General features: G+C 62.9%; 18 protein-coding genes. 5 read left to right on the top strand and 13 right to left on the bottom strand.

Going from position 1 to position 17,263, the window contains the following annotated elements; all coding sequences use genetic code 11:
- Positions 1–7 precede the first annotated feature (7 nt).
- From BGI01S_RS14475 to BGI01S_RS14445, 8 genes are all read right to left on the bottom strand, one after another.
- Positions 8–769, bottom strand: coding sequence for an enoyl-CoA hydratase (locus tag BGI01S_RS14475; RefSeq protein WP_042326447.1), 762 nt, complete (start codon positions 767–769; stop codon positions 8–10).
- Positions 766–1,932 carry a CaiB/BaiF CoA transferase family protein gene (locus BGI01S_RS14470; RefSeq protein WP_042326446.1) on the bottom strand — a complete coding sequence of 389 codons (1,167 nt, stop codon included), beginning with the start codon at positions 1,930–1,932 and terminating at the stop codon, positions 766–768. Before BGI01S_RS14470 ends, BGI01S_RS14475 begins: the two co-directional genes overlap by 4 nt.
- A gap of 377 nt (positions 1,933–2,309) precedes the next feature.
- Positions 2,310–3,200, bottom strand: coding sequence for a LysR family transcriptional regulator (locus BGI01S_RS14465; protein ID WP_042326445.1), 891 nt, complete (start codon positions 3,198–3,200; stop codon positions 2,310–2,312).
- Positions 3,201–3,253: 53 nt separating this feature from the next.
- Positions 3,254–4,402, bottom strand: coding sequence for a peptidyl-alpha-hydroxyglycine alpha-amidating lyase family protein (locus BGI01S_RS14460; protein WP_042326444.1), 1,149 nt, complete (start codon positions 4,400–4,402; stop codon positions 3,254–3,256).
- Between the two features lie 237 nt (positions 4,403–4,639).
- Positions 4,640–5,428: an alpha/beta hydrolase gene (locus BGI01S_RS14455; RefSeq protein WP_042326826.1), complete on the bottom strand. Its 789-nt coding sequence runs from the start codon at positions 5,426–5,428 to the stop codon at positions 4,640–4,642.
- 91 nt (positions 5,429–5,519) lie between these two features.
- A complete protein-coding gene (locus BGI01S_RS14450; protein WP_042326443.1) occupies positions 5,520–5,870 on the bottom strand; it encodes a DUF4148 domain-containing protein in 351 nt (116 codons plus the stop codon).
- A 66-nt stretch (positions 5,871–5,936) separates the two neighbouring features.
- Positions 5,937–6,086, bottom strand: coding sequence for a hypothetical protein (locus BGI01S_RS30190; protein ID WP_157004175.1), 150 nt, complete (start codon positions 6,084–6,086; stop codon positions 5,937–5,939).
- Positions 6,087–6,435: 349 nt separating this feature from the next.
- On the bottom strand, positions 6,436–7,332 hold the full coding sequence (locus BGI01S_RS14445; RefSeq protein WP_042326442.1) for a LysR family transcriptional regulator: 897 nt from the start codon (positions 7,330–7,332) through the stop codon (positions 6,436–6,438).
- A gap of 113 nt (positions 7,333–7,445) precedes the next feature.
- Here BGI01S_RS14445 and BGI01S_RS14440 point away from each other — a divergent pair, with 113 nt between their 5' ends.
- Together BGI01S_RS14440 and BGI01S_RS14435 are read left to right on the top strand one after the other, a co-directional pair.
- Positions 7,446–8,492: a nitrilase-related carbon-nitrogen hydrolase gene (locus BGI01S_RS14440; RefSeq protein ID WP_042326441.1), complete on the top strand. Its 1,047-nt coding sequence runs from the start codon at positions 7,446–7,448 to the stop codon at positions 8,490–8,492.
- A gap of 114 nt (positions 8,493–8,606) precedes the next feature.
- Positions 8,607–8,900 carry a DUF1330 domain-containing protein gene (locus BGI01S_RS14435; RefSeq protein WP_042326440.1) on the top strand — a complete coding sequence of 98 codons (294 nt, stop codon included), beginning with the start codon at positions 8,607–8,609 and terminating at the stop codon, positions 8,898–8,900.
- Positions 8,901–8,971: 71 nt separating this feature from the next.
- Here BGI01S_RS14435 and BGI01S_RS14430 read toward each other — a convergent pair whose 3' ends face one another.
- The 3 genes from BGI01S_RS14430 to BGI01S_RS14420 form a co-directional block, all read right to left on the bottom strand.
- Positions 8,972–9,823: a carbohydrate ABC transporter permease gene (locus BGI01S_RS14430; protein ID WP_042326439.1), complete on the bottom strand. Its 852-nt coding sequence runs from the start codon at positions 9,821–9,823 to the stop codon at positions 8,972–8,974.
- Positions 9,820–10,710, bottom strand: coding sequence for a carbohydrate ABC transporter permease (locus BGI01S_RS14425; RefSeq protein WP_042326438.1), 891 nt, complete (start codon positions 10,708–10,710; stop codon positions 9,820–9,822). The genes BGI01S_RS14430 and BGI01S_RS14425 overlap by 4 nt, the downstream gene beginning before the upstream one ends.
- A gap of 166 nt (positions 10,711–10,876) precedes the next feature.
- The gene (locus BGI01S_RS14420; RefSeq protein WP_042326437.1) at positions 10,877–12,109 is read right to left on the bottom strand and encodes an ABC transporter substrate-binding protein; all 1,233 of its coding nucleotides are present in this window, start codon (positions 12,107–12,109) and stop codon (positions 10,877–10,879) included.
- Positions 12,110–12,387: 278 nt separating this feature from the next.
- Between BGI01S_RS14420 and BGI01S_RS14415 the strand changes: the two genes are divergently transcribed.
- The 3 genes from BGI01S_RS14415 (at position 12,388) to BGI01S_RS14405 (ending at position 15,262) form a co-directional block, all read left to right on the top strand.
- Complete coding sequence (locus tag BGI01S_RS14415) at positions 12,388–13,161, top strand: SDR family oxidoreductase (RefSeq protein WP_042326436.1); 774 nt, start codon at positions 12,388–12,390, stop codon at positions 13,159–13,161.
- 63 nt (positions 13,162–13,224) lie between these two features.
- Complete coding sequence (locus BGI01S_RS14410; protein ID WP_042326435.1) at positions 13,225–14,307, top strand: ABC transporter ATP-binding protein; 1,083 nt, start codon at positions 13,225–13,227, stop codon at positions 14,305–14,307.
- Positions 14,308–14,398: 91 nt separating this feature from the next.
- Complete coding sequence (locus BGI01S_RS14405; protein ID WP_042326434.1) at positions 14,399–15,262, top strand: MurR/RpiR family transcriptional regulator; 864 nt, start codon at positions 14,399–14,401, stop codon at positions 15,260–15,262.
- Positions 15,263–15,285: 23 nt separating this feature from the next.
- On the opposite strand, the gene BGI01S_RS14400 is transcribed toward BGI01S_RS14405, so the two are convergent.
- Positions 15,286–16,185: an IclR family transcriptional regulator gene (locus BGI01S_RS14400; protein ID WP_042326433.1), complete on the bottom strand. Its 900-nt coding sequence runs from the start codon at positions 16,183–16,185 to the stop codon at positions 15,286–15,288.
- Positions 16,182–17,039 carry an IclR family transcriptional regulator gene (locus BGI01S_RS14395; protein WP_084585371.1) on the bottom strand — a complete coding sequence of 286 codons (858 nt, stop codon included), beginning with the start codon at positions 17,037–17,039 and terminating at the stop codon, positions 16,182–16,184. Before BGI01S_RS14395 ends, BGI01S_RS14400 begins: the two co-directional genes overlap by 4 nt.
- Positions 17,040–17,263: the final 224 nt, after the last annotated feature.

Genomic DNA, 17,263 nt, shown 5'->3' with positions numbered 1-17,263 from the left:
ATTCTTGTTATTTCGACGAACCCGAGGTGAAGGCGAGCACGGCGTCCCTGAAGCGGGGACTGCCGTACACCTCTTCGATCAGATCATCGTCGTCGAGCCGCTGTTCGACGACGATGCGGCGCAGGCTCTCCTTCACCGCCTTCTGCGTGACCGGCGACAGCGCGATCAACCGTTGCGCGAGCGCATGAGCGGCGTCCTGCAATGCGTCCGGCGAGCAAACGTGGTGGACGTACCCGCATTCCAGCATTTCAGCGGCGCTCAGATACTCCGCGAGCAGCAGCATCTTCTTCACACGCGGCACGCCGAGCGCCGCGTGAAGCCGCGCGAGATTGCGCGACGACAGCGTGTTCGACAGCGTCTTCGCGATCGGTGCGCCGAAGCGCGATGCGTCGCTGCACAGCCTGAAGTCGCAAGCCGTCGCGAGCGCGAGACCGCCGCCCACGGCCCAGCCGTCGATGACGGCGACGGTGGGCAGCGCAATGCGTTCGACCGTATCGATCACGCGTTCGACGAAGGCTTCATACGCGACGCCGTCGCTTCCCGCGCGGAAGTCCTTGAAGTATGCGATGTCGGTGCCGGCAATGAACGACTTGCCACCCGCGCCGCGAAACAGGATGCAGCGAACGTCGGCGTTGCGTTCACACTGGGCGATCAGCGCGAGCAACGACTCGTACATGGCGAGCGTCATCGCGTTGTGCCGCTCGGGGCGATCGATCACGATCTCCGCCGCGCTCGAAGCATGAAGCGTGAGTGTGATGGGCTCGCTCATGATGCGGTCCCGTTGATTTCGGCGAAGATTTCGTCGTTATGCTCGCCGAGCAGCGGCGGATGGCGCCTCACCGTCTGCGGCGTGCCGAGCATCTTGACCGGAAAGCCGATGTTCTTCACCTTGCCTTCGTGCGGATGGTCGATCTCCATGCACATGCGGCGATGCGTTGCATGTTCGCTTTCGAATGCCTCCGGATAGCTCAGGATCGGGCCGGCGGGAATGCCGGCGGCGAGCATGGCGTCGACCCATTCAGCGCTGTCGCGCTTCGCGAATTCTTGTTCCAGGACTTCGATCATCGCCTCGCGATTTTTCAGGCGCAGCGACACGCTGGCATAGTCGGCGTGCTCGACGAGGTCGGGCCGTTGCAGCAATTCGCACAGCCGGGCCCACAGCTTCTGGTTCGTCGCGCCCATCACGAAGTAGCCGTCGCGCGCTTTCACTGCCTGATAAGGCGCGCTCATCTTGTTGCTGGTGCCGAGCGGGGTCGGCGGCACACCCGTGCCCCAGTACTCCGACATGTCCCAGATCGAAAACGCCATTACCGAATCGAATAGCGAGGCATCGATGTGCTGACCCTCGCCGGTCTTCTGCGCGCCGATGTAGGCGGACAGCAGGCCGTACACCGCGAACAACGCGCAACCGATGTCGGCCACCGGTACGCCCGCCTTCACGGGCTTGCCGCCCTTGTACCCGGTCACGCTCATCACGCCGGACATCGCCTGCGCCATCAGATCGAAGCCCGGCCGGGAGGCCCACGGTCCGCTCTGCCCGAAGCCGGAGATGCTCACGTAGACGATCTTCGGATTGATCTTCCTGATCGACTCGTAGTCGATGGCCAGACGCTGCACGACACCGGGCCGGTAGTTTTCGACGATCACGTCGGCGGTCTCCGCCAGCTTGTAGAAGAACTCGCGTCCTTCGTCGCTCTTGAGATCGAGTGTCAGCGAGCGCTTGTTGCGGTTCATGTTCAGGAAGCCCATGCTGTCGGGGCCTTTCATCTTGAAGCCCATCGCACCGCGAGTCTGGTCGCCTTCCGGCGGCTCGACCTTGATGACGTCCGCGCCCAGGTCGGCCAGCAGCATGCAGGCGAACGGGCCCGCCATCACCTGGCTCACGTCCAGCACGCGGATGCCTTGCAGCGGCAGATGTTTCGATTCGGTCATATCGAGGTTCCTTTTGGGGAGGGACTGGGTCAACCGTCCGCGTGCGTCGTCGAGGAGCGGGCGGTTGGCGTGTCGAGGCATGCGGAGATTGCGGCCGGGCTTGACGAGCGTGACGTAGCGTCAAGCAACAGGACGTGCAAGCGCTGCCCGGGCCATGCAACGGTCTATGAGAGTGATCTGGAAGGTCGCGACGCAGCGCGGGGCGCTCAGGGCGGCCGGGACAGGACCGAAGTCGCGGCGGGCGCGTCAAGGTCGTGGGGCATGGTTCGTCTCCGGCTAATCGTTATGCCCCACTGTCGCCGACTCGACAGGCCGCCGCAAGAATGGTCCGGTCATGTCTGGTTTCGCGAGCCGCGAAACCGGACCGCGCCGCCCGATTAACCCGTGGCGCCGAGCAACTCGGCCACCACGTTGCGCAGCGTCTGTTCTTGCGCATGTCCTTCGACGCACGACAGCACGTAGCTGCGCTGATGCCAGTCACCTTGCAACTCGGCCGACGCGAGCGCTTTCTCGGGATGAAAACTGAGCAGCACGTCGGGCGGCATCAGGCCGACCCCGAGGCCGTGGCGCACCATGGTGAGCATCGTGTCGAAACCGCTGGCGGTGAAGTTATTGGCAAACAGCCGTCCCCGGCTGCGATACGCGCGCTGCACTGCCGACAATACCGCCGAGCCCTTGCCGAGACTCACGATCGGCAGATCGAGAATGTCGTCGATGCCGAGCGGCCCGTCGCGAAACTGGAAATGCGCGCGGCTATAGACGAGCACGAGCCGGTCGTCCCGATACGGCGACTTCGCGAGATCGAGAAAGCCGCTTTTCTTCTCGTAGATGCCCACGTCGATCACTTTGTCGCGCAGCAGTTGCTGCACGATCTTGCTGTTCTCCTCGACGATCTTCAGCGTAATGCCGGGATACTTGCGCTGGATTACGGAGATCTCGCGAGCAAGGAACTGGATCACGACGGCCTTCGGCGCGCCGATGATAATGCGGCCGTCGAGACCGTGATTGAGTGCCTGCGCGTCGCCTTCGAGCCGGTCGATCAGGTTGTCGATCTGCCGTACATACTCCAGCAGCTTGACCCCCGATTCGGTGATCTCGACGCCGTGCGGCACGCGTTTGAACAGCTTCGCGCCGAGTTGCTCTTCGAAATCCGACACGCGCCGTGACGCGGCGGCCACGGCGAGACTGAGCTTGTCGGCGGCGCGCGAGATGCTGCCTTCCTCGACGATCGCGAGGACCAGCCGAACAGTTGTCGTGTCGAATTTCAAAGGGACTTCAGCCTTTATCGATTGATGAGTGATGGGGCAGGCGAGTGCCGCGCTCACGCATGCAGAATCAGCTTCTGCACGCGCCAGTTCAGCAGTTCCGCGACGAACAGCACGTTCTCCGACGGGCAGGCCATTTGATGAATCCAGCCGAACTGTTTCGGCTGCTTGCCTGCTTTGCCGAGCACGCCCAGTACTTTACCGTCGAGCGTCATCTTGTAGATGCGCCCCGGAAACGCGTCGGCGCTATAAAGCACCTGATTCGGTCCCGGCGAAATGCAGATCGCCCACGGCGAGCCGGGCGCGAACGTGCCGGCTGCGATCGCCGCTTCGTCCGGCATGTTGCCGATAGCCGGGCGCGCATCGGGCGGCACGGGAACGTCGATGGTGAATTGGCGCAGAAACGTGCCTTCGGTGTCGAACACCTGAATGCGCCGGTTGCTGCGGTCCGCGACGTAGACGTTGTCGTGCGCATCGACGGCGATGCTGTGCGGCGTATGAAACTGACCCGGGCCCGTGCCACGGTCGCCCCATGATTTCAGCCAGTTGCCGTCGCGATCGACTTTCGCGACGCGCGAGTTGATATAGCCGTCGCTGATGTACGTGTTGCCAGCGGCGTCCCACGCGACGTCGGTCACCTGACGGAAGCGGCCGGGCTCGGAGGGTAGTGGCGGATTGGGATGCTTGAGCGGGCCGGTTTCCTCGTCGGCGGCTTCCTGCTTGCGGCCGAACACCATAGCGACGCGGCCGTCCGGCGTGAACTTGATGACCATGTCGGAGCCCTTGTCGGTCACCCAGACGTTGTCCTGGCGGTCCACCTTGACCGTATGGGCGAACGACCACGCGTACAGATTGTGGCCTATTTCACGGACGAAACGTCCATCGGGCGCGAACTCCAGGAGTTGCGCGGCGGCCGCCCCATAGGCGGGTCCGTTGGTGTTGCCGCGCGACAGAACGAAGATGTGTCCGCGCGAGTTGAGGGCCACGCCGGAGCATTCGCCGAAGTAGGTATCTTTGGGCAAATGAACGGGATCGGCAACCGAATCGTAAGCAATCGACGGTACCGCTTGTGTGTCTGCAAAAGCCGCGGGCATTGCGAGTCCGGCGGCAGTGCCGGCGATAAGACTCATGAAAGTTCGACGACTCATTGCACGATGCTCCGCGCTGCCGCAGCACGGACAAAACAACCCATAGTGCTCGCTCATTCGATTATCTCCTTTGTGATTCGCTTGGGCGTCACGTAGTCAAGCTCGAAACGTGCAAAGGCAATCGTAGTGCACAAAGCGCTTAATAGCTAAGGCGTCTTGATGGGCGAGGAAAGAGGTGCGGTATTGGGATTGGGGTTGCGGGTCGGGGGACGGGCGTTTCATGTCGTCACTGGCAATTGAGGCGGCGTGCTGTATCCGCACGCATCGCCCGTTCTCGCATTCGATACCGGCATGTCACTGTTCGGCATGCTTCGCCGCGTCCTCGATCACCGCGACGACTTCCTTCGGCCGCGATTCATAGACCGAATGGCTCGCGCCGGCTAACTCGATTGTGTGGCTATGCGCCCGTGCGTAGTACCAACGTTCGAGGTCCGGACTGATGATCTTGTCGTCCGCCGCGACGATGCCCCAGCTCGGCTTGCTGGTCCACGCAGCGGCCGTGAGCGGCGTCGAGAAGACCTTTGCCGCCGTCAGAATCTGCGCGTGCGATTCGAACTTAGCCTGCTTGAGCGGCAAGTCGGCCGCAAAATCTTTCGGGAAGTCCGCGGGATTCAAAGAGGTATAGCCGTCGGCGGTCTTCATGATCGCGCCCTGCTGCTTCGACGTATAACTCGGCATGCCTTTGCCGAGATCGCTTTCGTCTTCGCCGACTGCCGGCGCGTGCGCGGCCACATACACGAGGCCCACAACATCCGGGTGCACACCGGCCTCGCTAATGACGGACCCGCCGTAACTGTGCGCGACGAGGATCGTTGGTCCGCTTTGCTGATCGAGAACGCGCCGGGTCGCGGCGACGTCGTCTTCGAGAGAGCTCAACGGCTCCTGCACGATGGTGACGTGGTAGCCGTCGTGGGTCAGCCGGTTATAGACCGGCTGCCAGCCCGATCCATCCACCCATGCGCCATGAACGAGGACGATGTTGCGGACCGGCGTGTTGTGCGACGGGGCGTCTTGCGCCATCACGGCAGTCGACGCAAAAAGAACCGCCGACAATGACAAGGCGACGAGAGGCAAAAGCTTCATGACAAACTCCGATAGGCGGTTAGGAAATACTTTGAACAGATCTGGCTGGTCGACCATGAACGGAATGGGCGGCATTCCGCTCGTGCACGGCCTAGCTGCCGAAGAAAGGATTGCAGAAGCTGACCGGACCGACGCAGTCGGAGCTCGTCGACTTGCGTGCGTGCGAGCCGGATGCGCTACTGCCGTTTTGCGGCATGCCGCCATACGCCGATTGCGTCGATTGCGGAGCGGCTTGTGCGGCGACTTTCGCTTCGGCAGCCTGGATGTCGGCGGGATAGGTGGCGTTGTCGCCGAGCCCGACGGTGTAGCCCGCTTGTTCGACGCGCACCAGGTCTGCACGTACTTCGGCGCGAGTCAACGGATCATTCGATTGAGCGAAGCTAAGGGCAGGAGCGGCCAATGTGCCGATAGCGAGAACGAAACCAACAAGAGCGTTTTTCATGATGAAATTCCTTTTGATAAGCGTGATGAACCAGGAGGTCGACGTTGCGATTGAGGCCGCGCTTCCTTAACTGCCGAAGTACGGCGTGCAGTAGCCGGCGGGACCGACACACTGCTGGGTTTTCGTGTGCATGCTTTCTTTGGCGGAGGCCTGGGTAACGGCGCCCGCCGACGCAAGAACGATGAGCGAAAGCGCGATCAGGAGTTTCGATTTCATTTGGATGCCTAAATAGTTGGTGAGTAAAGGTGTCCGACTCAAGATGATGAAAGATACGTCGATGTCCACCTGCCGCGACTTACCGTTTGCAATTGCGACGGCACATGCGTACTTGTTTTGGCATCCGCGGTGCAGGTGTCCGCGGCCGTTTATGTAGAGGCGAACACGTCGAGCTTCCGCTTATTCCAACTTTTTTTACGGTCGATGCAGTGGCGGTGAGTCTTACATTCCACTGAAATGAGGGACACGCGAGAGGATGACGCTCAGGATGGCGCGGGCCATAGCGGCCGGCGTTGAAGTCCGAGTAATGGATGTGAAAGAAATAGAAAAAGCTCTCTCGCCAACCCGGTCACTTTCCCGCAGCCGTGCGTCCCGTCGACCGCACCGCCTCTCGCACGAATTCAACGAAGCGCGCAGTCACCGGATCATCGCGCGTGGATTGCCATGCAAGACCAACTCGCCACCGGGCGGCCGCATCGCGCAATGGCATCACTCTCGCATCGCGCAGCAGGTACTGCACACGCGACGGCAGGAAGGCCGCGCCAACGCCGGCGGCGACCGCCGCGAGGACCGACTGGATGTCGTCGGTGTGCTGTATCACGCGCGGCACGAAGCCATGCGCGCCGCACCAGCGATCGATTTGCGCGGCCAGCCCCGGGCCGCGCCCGCGCGCAAGCGCAATGAAGCCCGGCTCGTTGAGGTCATCCAGCCTGGCAGGGATGCGCTTCCAGCGCGACTGTTGGGGCACCGCCAGCGCGAGTTGCTCGTCGAGCACGGCCAACGTGGACAGTCCGGGGTCGGCAAGCAGGCGCAGAAAGCCGACGTCGAGCTTGCCGGCAAGCAAGCGCCGGGTTTGCTCGGCGGAAGACAGATCGTTGAGCGTGACGCTGACGTTTGGATAGAGCTTGCGGAATTCGGCGATCAGCGGCGGCGCGAAGTTTAGGGTGGAGAGTCCGAGCCCGACGCGCAGATAGCCGCGCTTTCCACCGCTTGCCTCGCGTGCGCGCGCGAGGATTTCATCCGCATCCCGGACGAGGGCCGTCGCGTCGGCGAGAAATGCCTCGCCGAAGGTCGTGAGTTCGGCGCCATGTCGGCCGCGCTCGAACAGGCGTGCGCCGAGGCTCGATTCCAGCGCCACGATCTGCTTGCTGAGTGCGGGTTGGCTGACGCACAGGTCATCGGCAGCGCGGCCGAAGTGACGCAGTTCGGCGACGCTCAGGAAGGCGCGTAGCAGTTTCAGTTCCATTCCGTCAGCCTATCGAACGCATCGAAACATTCATTTTACGTATTGAACCGCAAGGGGTCCAATGGAGCCGTTCCAACGATTTACGCCATGAGGGTTTCATCGTGTCCGCTCCAATGCTGCGTGTTGCAACTATCCCGCTGGTTTCGCTGCGTGACGAGATATCGCGTAACGTCACGCTTGTGACGGACTGGCTCGCGCTTGCCGCTCGCGAGCAGATCGGTCTCGCGGTTTTTCCTGAATGCTGTCTAGTCGGAGGGGCGGACCTTGCGACGCTCACTCGTCGCGAGCTTGAAGCGCTCGCCGAACAGCGCGATGGGCCAGCAATCAGCGCGGTCGCCGATGCGGTCGCACGCACCGGAGTGGCTGCGGGTGTCGGTTTGATCGAGCGGGCGCAGGATGGGCGGCTCTTCAACAGTTACGTGATTTGCATGCCCGACGGGCAGCGTCATTGCCATCGCAAGCTGTATGCGTTCGAGCATCCGCGTATCGGATGCGGAGATCGGTTCACCGTGTTCGATACGGCGTGGGGCGTTCGTATCGGCATCCTGATCGGCGCCGATAACTATCTGATCGAGAATGTCCGCATGATCGCGCTGATGGGCGCCACGCTGCTCGTCGCGCCGCATCGACGATATGGTATGAGCCGCGCGAACAATGGCCGGCTTCAGGCGGTTTCGACGAAGCGCGGACTTCGAGGTGACCCAGCGCGCCGTGCTGCGAGCGCAAATAGAAGCGCAACCACAAGCGCACCCACAAGCGCAGGCGTCGGCGGACAATGCGACTCTGCGGGCTGGCTGCGTCGATGGCTACCGGCTCGCGCCGGAGATAACGGAATGTTCGTCGCGTTCAGCGACGGCGTCGAGTTCGACAACGATCTGGAACATCCTGCCGAGACCGCGATGATCCTGGACCCGTCTGGACGCATCCTGGCTCGAAACATCGCTGGATCAAGCGCGATCGTTTCAGCAGAGGTGGATGCCGCACTCACCGACCAAAGCATCGGACGGCAATGGTTAAGAGGCCGCCGCCCGGACCTTTACGGGCCGACGACCCAAGCGTCCAATCAGGCATCGAAAATCGCCGGAACCCCGAGCGTGGTACGCGCAGGCTCGGTTGCGCTCAGTTTCGCGGTGGTCGGACGCGAGCGACTGATGCGTTAGCGGCAATCGCGAAACGCTAACAGTCAGCTGCGCGACGCACACCAACGTTCCAGTCTCTCTTTGCTACTATGTAAGCCCTCGAGCGCTTTTGAACCGTAGAACAAGGAGATGAAAATGAGCAAAGGATATTGGGTAAGCAGCTACCGCAAGACGAACGACGCGTCGAAGCTGGCCGCTTACGCGCAACTCGCCGCGCCGGCGGTTGCCGCTGCCGGCGGCAAGTTCATCGTGCGTGGCGTGGCCGACGAGGTTCGCGAGCAGGGCTTGAAGGAACGCACGGTCGTCATCGAGTTTGCGAGCTACGAACAGGCGGTCGCCGCTTACGAAAGCGAGGCCTACAAGAAAGCGCTCGAAGCGCTGGGCGACGGCGTCGAACGCGATTTGCGCATTGTTCGCGGCACCGAGTAATGCTTTAGATGCGGCAGGCCGTCAATATCGGGTTGAATTGACGGCTCGCCGTATGCACACATTGCTCCCACTCACTTCACCGCCCCCAACGCCAGTCCCTTCACCAGATACCGCTGCAACCACGCGAACACGATCGAAACCGGCAGCGTCGCACAGAGCGTGGCGGCCATCACCAGGTGCCATTGCACGACGTACTTCCCGGCGACCATATCCGTCACCTGGACGGTGAGCGTCTTGTTCTCCGGCGAGCGAATCAACGTATAGACGACAGCGAACTCGTTCCACGCATTGATGAACGTGAAAATCGCGGTCACGACGATCGCCGGCACCGCGAGCGGCAGGAACACCTTGAACACCGCCTTGGTGCGTCCACATCCCTCCAGCCATGCCGACTCTTCCAGATCGCGCGGCACCGTCTGAAAGTACGACGACAGCATCCACACCGCAAACGCGATATTGAACGCCGCGTACGAAACGATCACGCCAATCTTCGAGTCGACCAGGTTGCCATCGCCGAAAGGGATCATCGCGGCCAGCCGGAACAGGCCGACCACCAGCAGAATCGGCGACAGCATCTGCGTGACGAGCAGAAACTGTCGATATAAGCCGCGTCCGCGAAACGGAAAACGGGCCAGCGCATACGCGGCCGGCAAGCTCACCGCGAGCGCGAGCATCGTCGAGAGCAAACTGATGATCGTGCTATTGCGCAATGCCACGCCGAAATTGGCCGCTTCCCACATGTCGATGAAATTGCGCCACTGCCATTGCACCGGCAGCCAGCGCGCCGGATAAACGAAGATCTCGGAAGCCGGCTTCAACGCGGTGAACAGCATCACCGCGAACGGAAACAGCACGACCACCACCAGCGGCGACAGCGCGAGCCAGCACCACAGCGAGCGCTTCATCTTCGCGTCGAGACTCATGACGGATCTCCTTCTTTCGCGGGCTGCAGGCGCAGATAGGCGATCGAGAAAACGAACAGCATGACGAGCATGATCAGCGAGACGGCAGCGGCCTCGCCGGGACGGCCGAGACGGAAGCCCAACTCGTAGAGATAGGTCACGAGAATGTGCGTGCTGTTGTCGGGGCCGCCCTGCGTCATCACCCAGATGATCGGAAACGAGTTGAACACGTAGATCACGTTCAACAGAATCGTCATGTTGATGAACGGACGCAGCAGCGGCATCGTCAGCTTGCGAAACTGCTGCCACGCGCTCGCGCCGTCGATGCGCGCGGCTTCGTAGATGTCGCCCGGCACCGACGACAAACCGCCGAGCAGGATCGTCACGGTGAAAGGAATGGACACCAGAATGCCGACCGCGATCTCGACGGGAAACGCGAGCTCCGGTGTCGCGAGCCAATGGATCGGACCGCCGATCAGGCCGAGCCGCTGCAGCGTGACGTTGACCATGCCGTAGTCGTCGTTGAAGGCCCAGCGCCAGACGACGGCGGTCATCGTCAGCGAGACGGACCACGGCAGCATCACGATGGTGCGCGCGACGCCGCGTCCATGGAAGTCCTGGTTCAGCACCAGCGCGACGGGCACCGAAATCAGCACCGTGCCGCCGACCACGCAGACGGTCCAGACGATCGTACGCCGGGCCGATGCAATGAACACCGGGTCGTTGAAGATCGTGTAGAAATTCTGCAGGCCGGTGAAGTCGCGAATCGCGCCGAAACGCGACACTTCATGCAGCGACTGCCACACGATGTTGAAAATTGGATAGCTGATGATGAAGAGCGCCAGGACTAAACTCGGCGCAATCAGCAACCAGGGCGCTTGCAAGCGCGAAGAAGCGGAACGGCTCATGCGTGCTCGATCGTAAGACGCGCCCACGAAATTCGGCGGGCGCGACGGGATGGGCCGGATAGTGCAGCAGGTACAACCAGGTGCATGACAACCGCAACGCGCGCCGCCCTGGGCAACGGCGGCGCGCGTTCCGTGTTCAGCAAATCACCACGGGACTACAACGCGATCAATGACCGAGCGACTTGTTCGCTTGCGCGGCCGCCGCATTCAACGCCGCGGCCGGCTGTGCCTTGCCGAGGTAGATCGATTGCATCGAGTCGGTCACGGCCTTCGCGGTGTCTTCCCAACCGGTCACGGTCGGCGCGAAGTGTGCGGTCGGCAGCAACGCAACGAATGCTTTGGTGTCCGGATCGTTGAACGCCGGATCGGTCGCCTCGGCCTTGGTGGTCGGCAGGAAGCCTTCGGTCGTGGTGAACTCGACGCGCGGTTCCTTCGTGAACAGATAGTCGAGGAACTTCCACGCCGACTTCTTCACCTTCGAGTTCTTGAACATCACGATCGAGTCCGTGACCGCATACGTGGCGTGCGTCGTGCCCATCGGGATCGGATCGATGCCGTACTTCAGATTCGGCGCTTCCTTCTTGATCTGCTTCGCGAGGAACGGCGCGGAAATCATCATCGCGACGCGGCCCTGCTTGAACAGGTTCTGCACGTCTTCACGGCTGTAGCCGGTCACGCCCGGTTGCGTCAGACCCTGGTCGATCATCGACTTGTACAGCGTGGCCGCCTTGATGCCCGCCGGCGAATTGAACGCCGCCTTGCCGTCCTTGCCGACCACGTCGCCGCCGTTGGTCCACAGCGCGTAGTAATAGTAGACGTCGGTTTCGATTTCCTTGCCTTGCAGGCCGAAGCCGGCAATGCCTTGCGCCTTCAGCTTCTTCGATGCGTCGATCACGTCGTCCCAGGTCTTCGGGCCGTCGGGGTAGCCGACCTTCGCGAGCAGATCCTTGTTGTAGTACAGCGCGCGCGCGGAAGCGGCGATCGGCAGGCCATACGTCTTGCCGTTGATCTGACCCGGCGCCAGGAACGGACCGATGAAGCGGCCCTTGAAGTTCGCATCCATATAGCCGTCGAGCGGCTCGGCTACGTCGTCCTTCACGAAGTCGAGCAGCCAGCGCGTGCCGACGATCGCGAGGTCGGCGTTCGCGTTGCCCGAAATGTCCGTTTGCAGCTTCTGTTGCAGCGTGTCCCAGTTCACGTCTTCGATCTTGATGGTCGTGCCGGGGTTGGCCTTCTCGAAGTTGCGGGCCATTTTTTCGAAGTACGGCGCGGTCGCATCGCTGTAGTGAGCGACGGTGACGCGGACCGTGTCGGCGTGAGCCGCGACGGCGATACCTGCAAACGCGAGCGCCACGGCAACTTTGCCGAGCGCGAGGGAAGCACGGGCATGCAACGACATTTCTCTCTCCTTGGTGGTCTGCTGCCGTCGCCGGCTGCTTGGGGTTGATTGTTTGAAAAAATCCTACATGACGCAAAATTGCTTGTCACGTAGGGTCTGCGATATTTCTTCCCGGCCAATTTTGTGCATAAGATGCTGTAAAACAGGGGTGATCCTTATCCGGTGATGTGACGGATACCCAATCTTCGGGATGGCGTAGAAATCAGCCGCCGTCAGGTTTGTAGGAAATTTACACGGCCGGCGGGGCGTCGGCGGCGAGCTTCAGGAGCGAGGCGGACATGAATCGTGTGGTGTTGGTAACGGGCGCGTGCGGCGGTATCGGCAGTGTGCTGTGCAAGCGCTTCGTGGAGCAGGGCGATACGGTGCTGGCGCTCGACGTCGACGCGGCCGCGCTCAGCGCGTTGACCGCGCAACTCGGCGTGGCGCAGGTTACGCCGATCGCCGTCGATCTCGGCGACGCCGCCGCGGTGCAGCAAGCGGTGGCCGCTGCGGTCGCGACGCGCGGTCCGGTTGACGTGCTGGTCGCGAACGCGGGCGCCGCGTTCGGCGCCACGCTCGCCACCACCGATGCCGCTAGTTGGCAGCGCGACATCCATCTGAATCTGAACGGCACGTATCACACGGTGGAGGCGGTGCGCGCGTCGATGATCGAACGGCAGCGCGGCGCACTGGTGCTGATCGGTTCGGTGAACGGACTCGCCGCGCTCGGTCATCCGGCGTATAGCGCGGCGAAGGCCGGGCTCATCAGCTACACGAAGGCGCTCGCGATCGAGCTGGGTCGTTATGGGATTCGCGCCAACATCGTCTGTCCTGGCACCGTGAAGACGCAGGCATGGCAGGCGCGCGTCGACAAGAACCCGCAGGTCTTCGAGGATCTGAAAAAGTGGTACCCGTTGCGCGACTTCGCGACGCCCGACGATATCGCCGACGCGGTGCTATTTCTCGCATCGCCGATGGCGCGTGTGATTACCGGCGTTGCGTTGCCGGTCGACGGCGGGCTGATGGCCGGCAATCGTCTGATGGCGGAAGAACTGACCCTCGAATCGCTCTGAACCGCTTCACGTAACCACGAGCCACGCACACCCGGCTCAACGCAGCAAGACAAAGAGGACAGCATGGCAGCAGTGCAACTGAGCGGCATCTTCAAGCGCTATGGCGACACGCAAGTCGTGCACGGCATCGATCTCGACATCGACGACGGCGAGTTCGTCGTGCTGGTCGGGCCGTCGGGCTGCGGCAAGAGCACGCTGATGCGGATGGTGGCCGGACTCGAAGAGATCAGCGGCGGCGATCTGATGATCGGCGGCACGCGGGCGAACAGCCTCGCGCCGCAGCAACGCAATATCTCGATGGTGTTCCAGAGCTACGCGCTCTATCCGCATCTGTCCGTGTACGAGAACATTGCGTTCGGCCCGCGTATTCGTAAGGAATCCTCGGCAAGTTTCAAGCCGCGCATCGAAGCCGCCGCGAAGATGCTGAACCTCGGCGGCTATCTGGATCGCTTGCCGCGCGCGCTGTCGGGCGGGCAGCGGCAACGCGTGGCGATGGGCCGCGCGGTGGTGCGCGAGCCGTCGCTGTTCCTGTTCGACGAACCGCTGTCGAATCTCGACGCCAAGCTGCGCGTGCAGATGCGCACGGAAATCAAGGCGCTGCATCAGCGGCTGAAGAATACGGTGATCTACGTCACGCACGATCAGATCGAAGCGATGACGATGGCCGACCGCATTGTCGTGATGAACGCCGGGCGCATCGAACAGATTGGCCGTCCGCTGGAGCTATACGATCATCCGGCGAATCTGTTCGTCGCGAGCTTCCTCGGCTCGCCGTCGATGAATTTCGCCGAAGGTGTGATCGTGAATCGCGTGCAGGGACCAGGCCTTGCGTTGCAACTCGCGGACGGCGCGCAGATCGCGCTGGAGAGCGAGCCTGACTCGGCGACGCCCGGCGCGAAGGTCACGCTTGGCGTGCGGCCGGAGCACATCGAAACCGTCACGCCAACGCCGGATGCCACGCTCGAAGTCGAAGTGGTCGAGCCGACTGGCGCGGAGACGCATTTGTACGGGAAAATAGGCGGCAACACGTGGTGCGTGACGACTCGGCAGCGCTCGAAAGTCGAGCCCGGTCAGCGCGTGACGCTGCGCTTGCCGGCCGAGCATATTCACCTGTTCGACACGGAGAGTGGACGCAGGCTCGTCTGAACCGCGTGTTGCCGCTTGGGATCGTTCAAGCGATTCAAGCCGATCGAAACTGCGAGCGACGCGGATTCATTTAACCCTCAAGGAACACCGGGTGTCCGCACCGAATCTGATTCCCCACATCCGCAGCGCACTTGCTGGCTTGCGGCCCGCCGAGCGCAAGGTCGCCGACATGGTGCTGAGCGACGTCGACTTCGCGATGCGCGCAAGCATCACTGAACTCGCGCAGCGCGCTGATGTGTCCGAGCCTTCCGTCACGCGCTTTTGCCGCGCGATCGGCGCGCATGGGCTACGCGACTTCAAGATGCAACTGGCGCAGAGCGTGGCGGGCGGCCTGCCGTATGCGTCGACGGCGGTGGCGCGCGACGACGACGTGCAGACCTTGATGGACAAAGTCGGCGAGGCGGCGATCGACGGCATCACGCATGCGCGTGGCGCACTCGACCCGGCGGTGGTCGAGAGTGCGATTGCGGCGTTGTCGAGCGCGGGGCGGGTGTTTTTCTTCGGCGTCGGTTCCGGCTCGGGGCTCGTCGCGCAAGATGCGGCATTACGATTCCTGCGGATCGACATTGCGTCCACCGCGTTTACCGACGGGCACTTGCAGCGCCTGTACGCTGGTCTGATGGAACCCGGCGACGTCGCGTTTGCGATTTCGCATTCGGGCCGCAGCGTCGAAGTGAACGAGAGCATTCAGATCGCGAAGGAACGCGGCGCGACGACGATTGCGCTGACCAATGTCGGCTCGCGGCTCGCGTGGCTCGTCGATATTCCGCTGCTGCTGCGCGTGCCGAGTCCGATCGATCCGAATACGCCGGGCGTGTCGCGGCTCGTGCATCTGTGCATCATGGACGCGCTCGCCATCGGCGTTGGGCTCAAGGCCGGTCCGAAGACGCTCGAAAAAATGCGGCATGCGAAGGCGCGCCTGGCCTCACATGAGCCGGAGGGTTCGGGAGACTGAGTCGCGCGGGTTTGCGTTGAAGTCTACACATCGGCTTTCTCGACAGCCGCCGCCATCCACCCGAATCTTCGCGACAACCTCGAGGTCGCCGCGCGTAACGTCTGCGCCGGGCCGCCTGCCAGTTCGCTATCGAAGCTGCCGCTCGGGCCCATCAATGCGAGCACGAGACAGATGCTGCCGGTATGGTCGAGCACCGGCGCAGCCAATGTGCTGATGCCGGGCACGGGCCGACTCAACGCGGTGTCGATACCGTTCGCGCGGATTTGCGCGAGACGCTGCGCGTAGGCTTTGCCGTGTGGTGCAAATCCGGGCGTTTCGTTTGCCTCGCCACTGGTCTCATGTTGCGCCGCCTGCGCGCTTTTCCCTGCCAGCACGTCCGCCCCACCGGCACCCGCCAACCGCAAATGATCCTGCGCAAGCAGGCCGACGCGCACGTCGTCGGCGACGTACGCCGCGAATACGCGGCCAATCGCGGTGTTCACCAGCGACATCACCGTGCCGACCCGCAAGCTCACATGCAGCGGCCGCGCCGATTCCTCCAGCCGCACGACGGTCGGCCCGAGCGGCCCGAGCACCGCCATCGCGACGCTCATGCCGGTGGACGCCGCCAGCTCGACCACTTCGGGCTCGGCTTCACGCGTCGGCGACAAACGCTGCAAGCCGATCAAACCCAACTCCAGCGCGAGCGGCCCCGCTGCGAAACAGCCTGCCGCATCACGATCGAGCAAGCCGATTTTCAGCAGACTCACCAGATGCGGAAACGCCTTCGCCGGCGGCATGCCGGCTGCGGCCGCGAGGTCACGCAAGCTCAACGGCCGCGCCGCCGTGACGAGGGCGGTCAGCAACTCGCCGGTGCTATCGAGCGACTGGATGCCGCGCTGCGGTTTCGCGTCGGCGGATGAAGAGAGAGAAAGGTCGGTCACGATGCGAAGGAACGGGAGAGGGAAGGCACGGCCGTCAGTTCGGTGCCGATCTCGTGCGCGGCGGTGAGCAGCGCGCGAGCGATCGGGCCGTCGGCGGAGACGTCGATCGCGCCGGTCGAGCCGATCACCGTCAGCGCGAGCAGCAGGCGGCCGTCGCCGTCCAGCACCGGCGCGCTCAGGCTGCTGATGCCGGGGCTCGGTGCATCGACGCTCGATTCGAGGCCGCGCGTGCGGATCGCGTTCAACGCCGCTTCGAAGGCAGCGCTTTCGCTGGGCGGTGTCATCGCGGCATGCGTTGAGCCCGACTGATTCGCCCACATCGAGCCCAGCGCATCGCTCGGTAGGAACGCACAAAACACGCGTCCTGTCGACGTCGCCGGCAGCGACATCACCGTGCCGACATGCAGATTGACGTGCAGCGGAAACCCCGCGTGCTCATAGCGGACGATGGTCGGCCCCTGCGGTCCGGCAATGCAGATCGCGACGCTGAAGCCGATCGCTTCGGCCAGCGCCGCGACGCGCGGCACGGCGGCGCGAAACGCCGGCTGGTTTTCCAGGTGCAGCAGACCGAGCCGCAACGATAGCGGCCCCGGCTCATAGCGGCCCGACAGTTCATCGCGCTTGATGAGCCCAAGGCGGCTCAAGCTCACCAGGTACGCATGCGCCTGCCCCGGCGCGATCTGCGCGACGCTCGCGAGATCGGACAGCGCCAGCGGCGTGCGCGCCTGGGCGAGCGCCAGCAGCACGCGTCCGCCCACTTCGACGCTCTGAATGCCGCGCTGCGTCTTGCCGACTGGCGCCGGCTCGTCGCCGCGTGCGCGTTGGCCCGCGGCCAGTTTCGCTGCTTTGCTCACACCGCGCTCGTCCGTAAAAAGGGTCCATGTTAACCGAATGACTGCGACTGTCCTGCCGATGCCCGAGCTGTTCAGCCTTCATCTTAGGTGTTCTTCGATTTGCGTATAGCGATATATTTCGCTATTGACAAATAAACCGGCCCAACCCTAAGATGCCTTCACCCCGACATACCGGCGCAGTCACAGAGTCAAAACGGGGCGAGACAATCCTCCAGTACGTCAGC

The sequence above is a fragment of the Paraburkholderia ginsengisoli NBRC 100965 genome (assembly GCF_000739735.1).
Lineage (GTDB): Bacteria > Pseudomonadota > Gammaproteobacteria > Burkholderiales > Burkholderiaceae > Paraburkholderia > Paraburkholderia ginsengisoli.
Note: the sequence above shows the minus strand (reverse complement) of the source record. Positions and strands in the feature narration are given on the sequence as shown.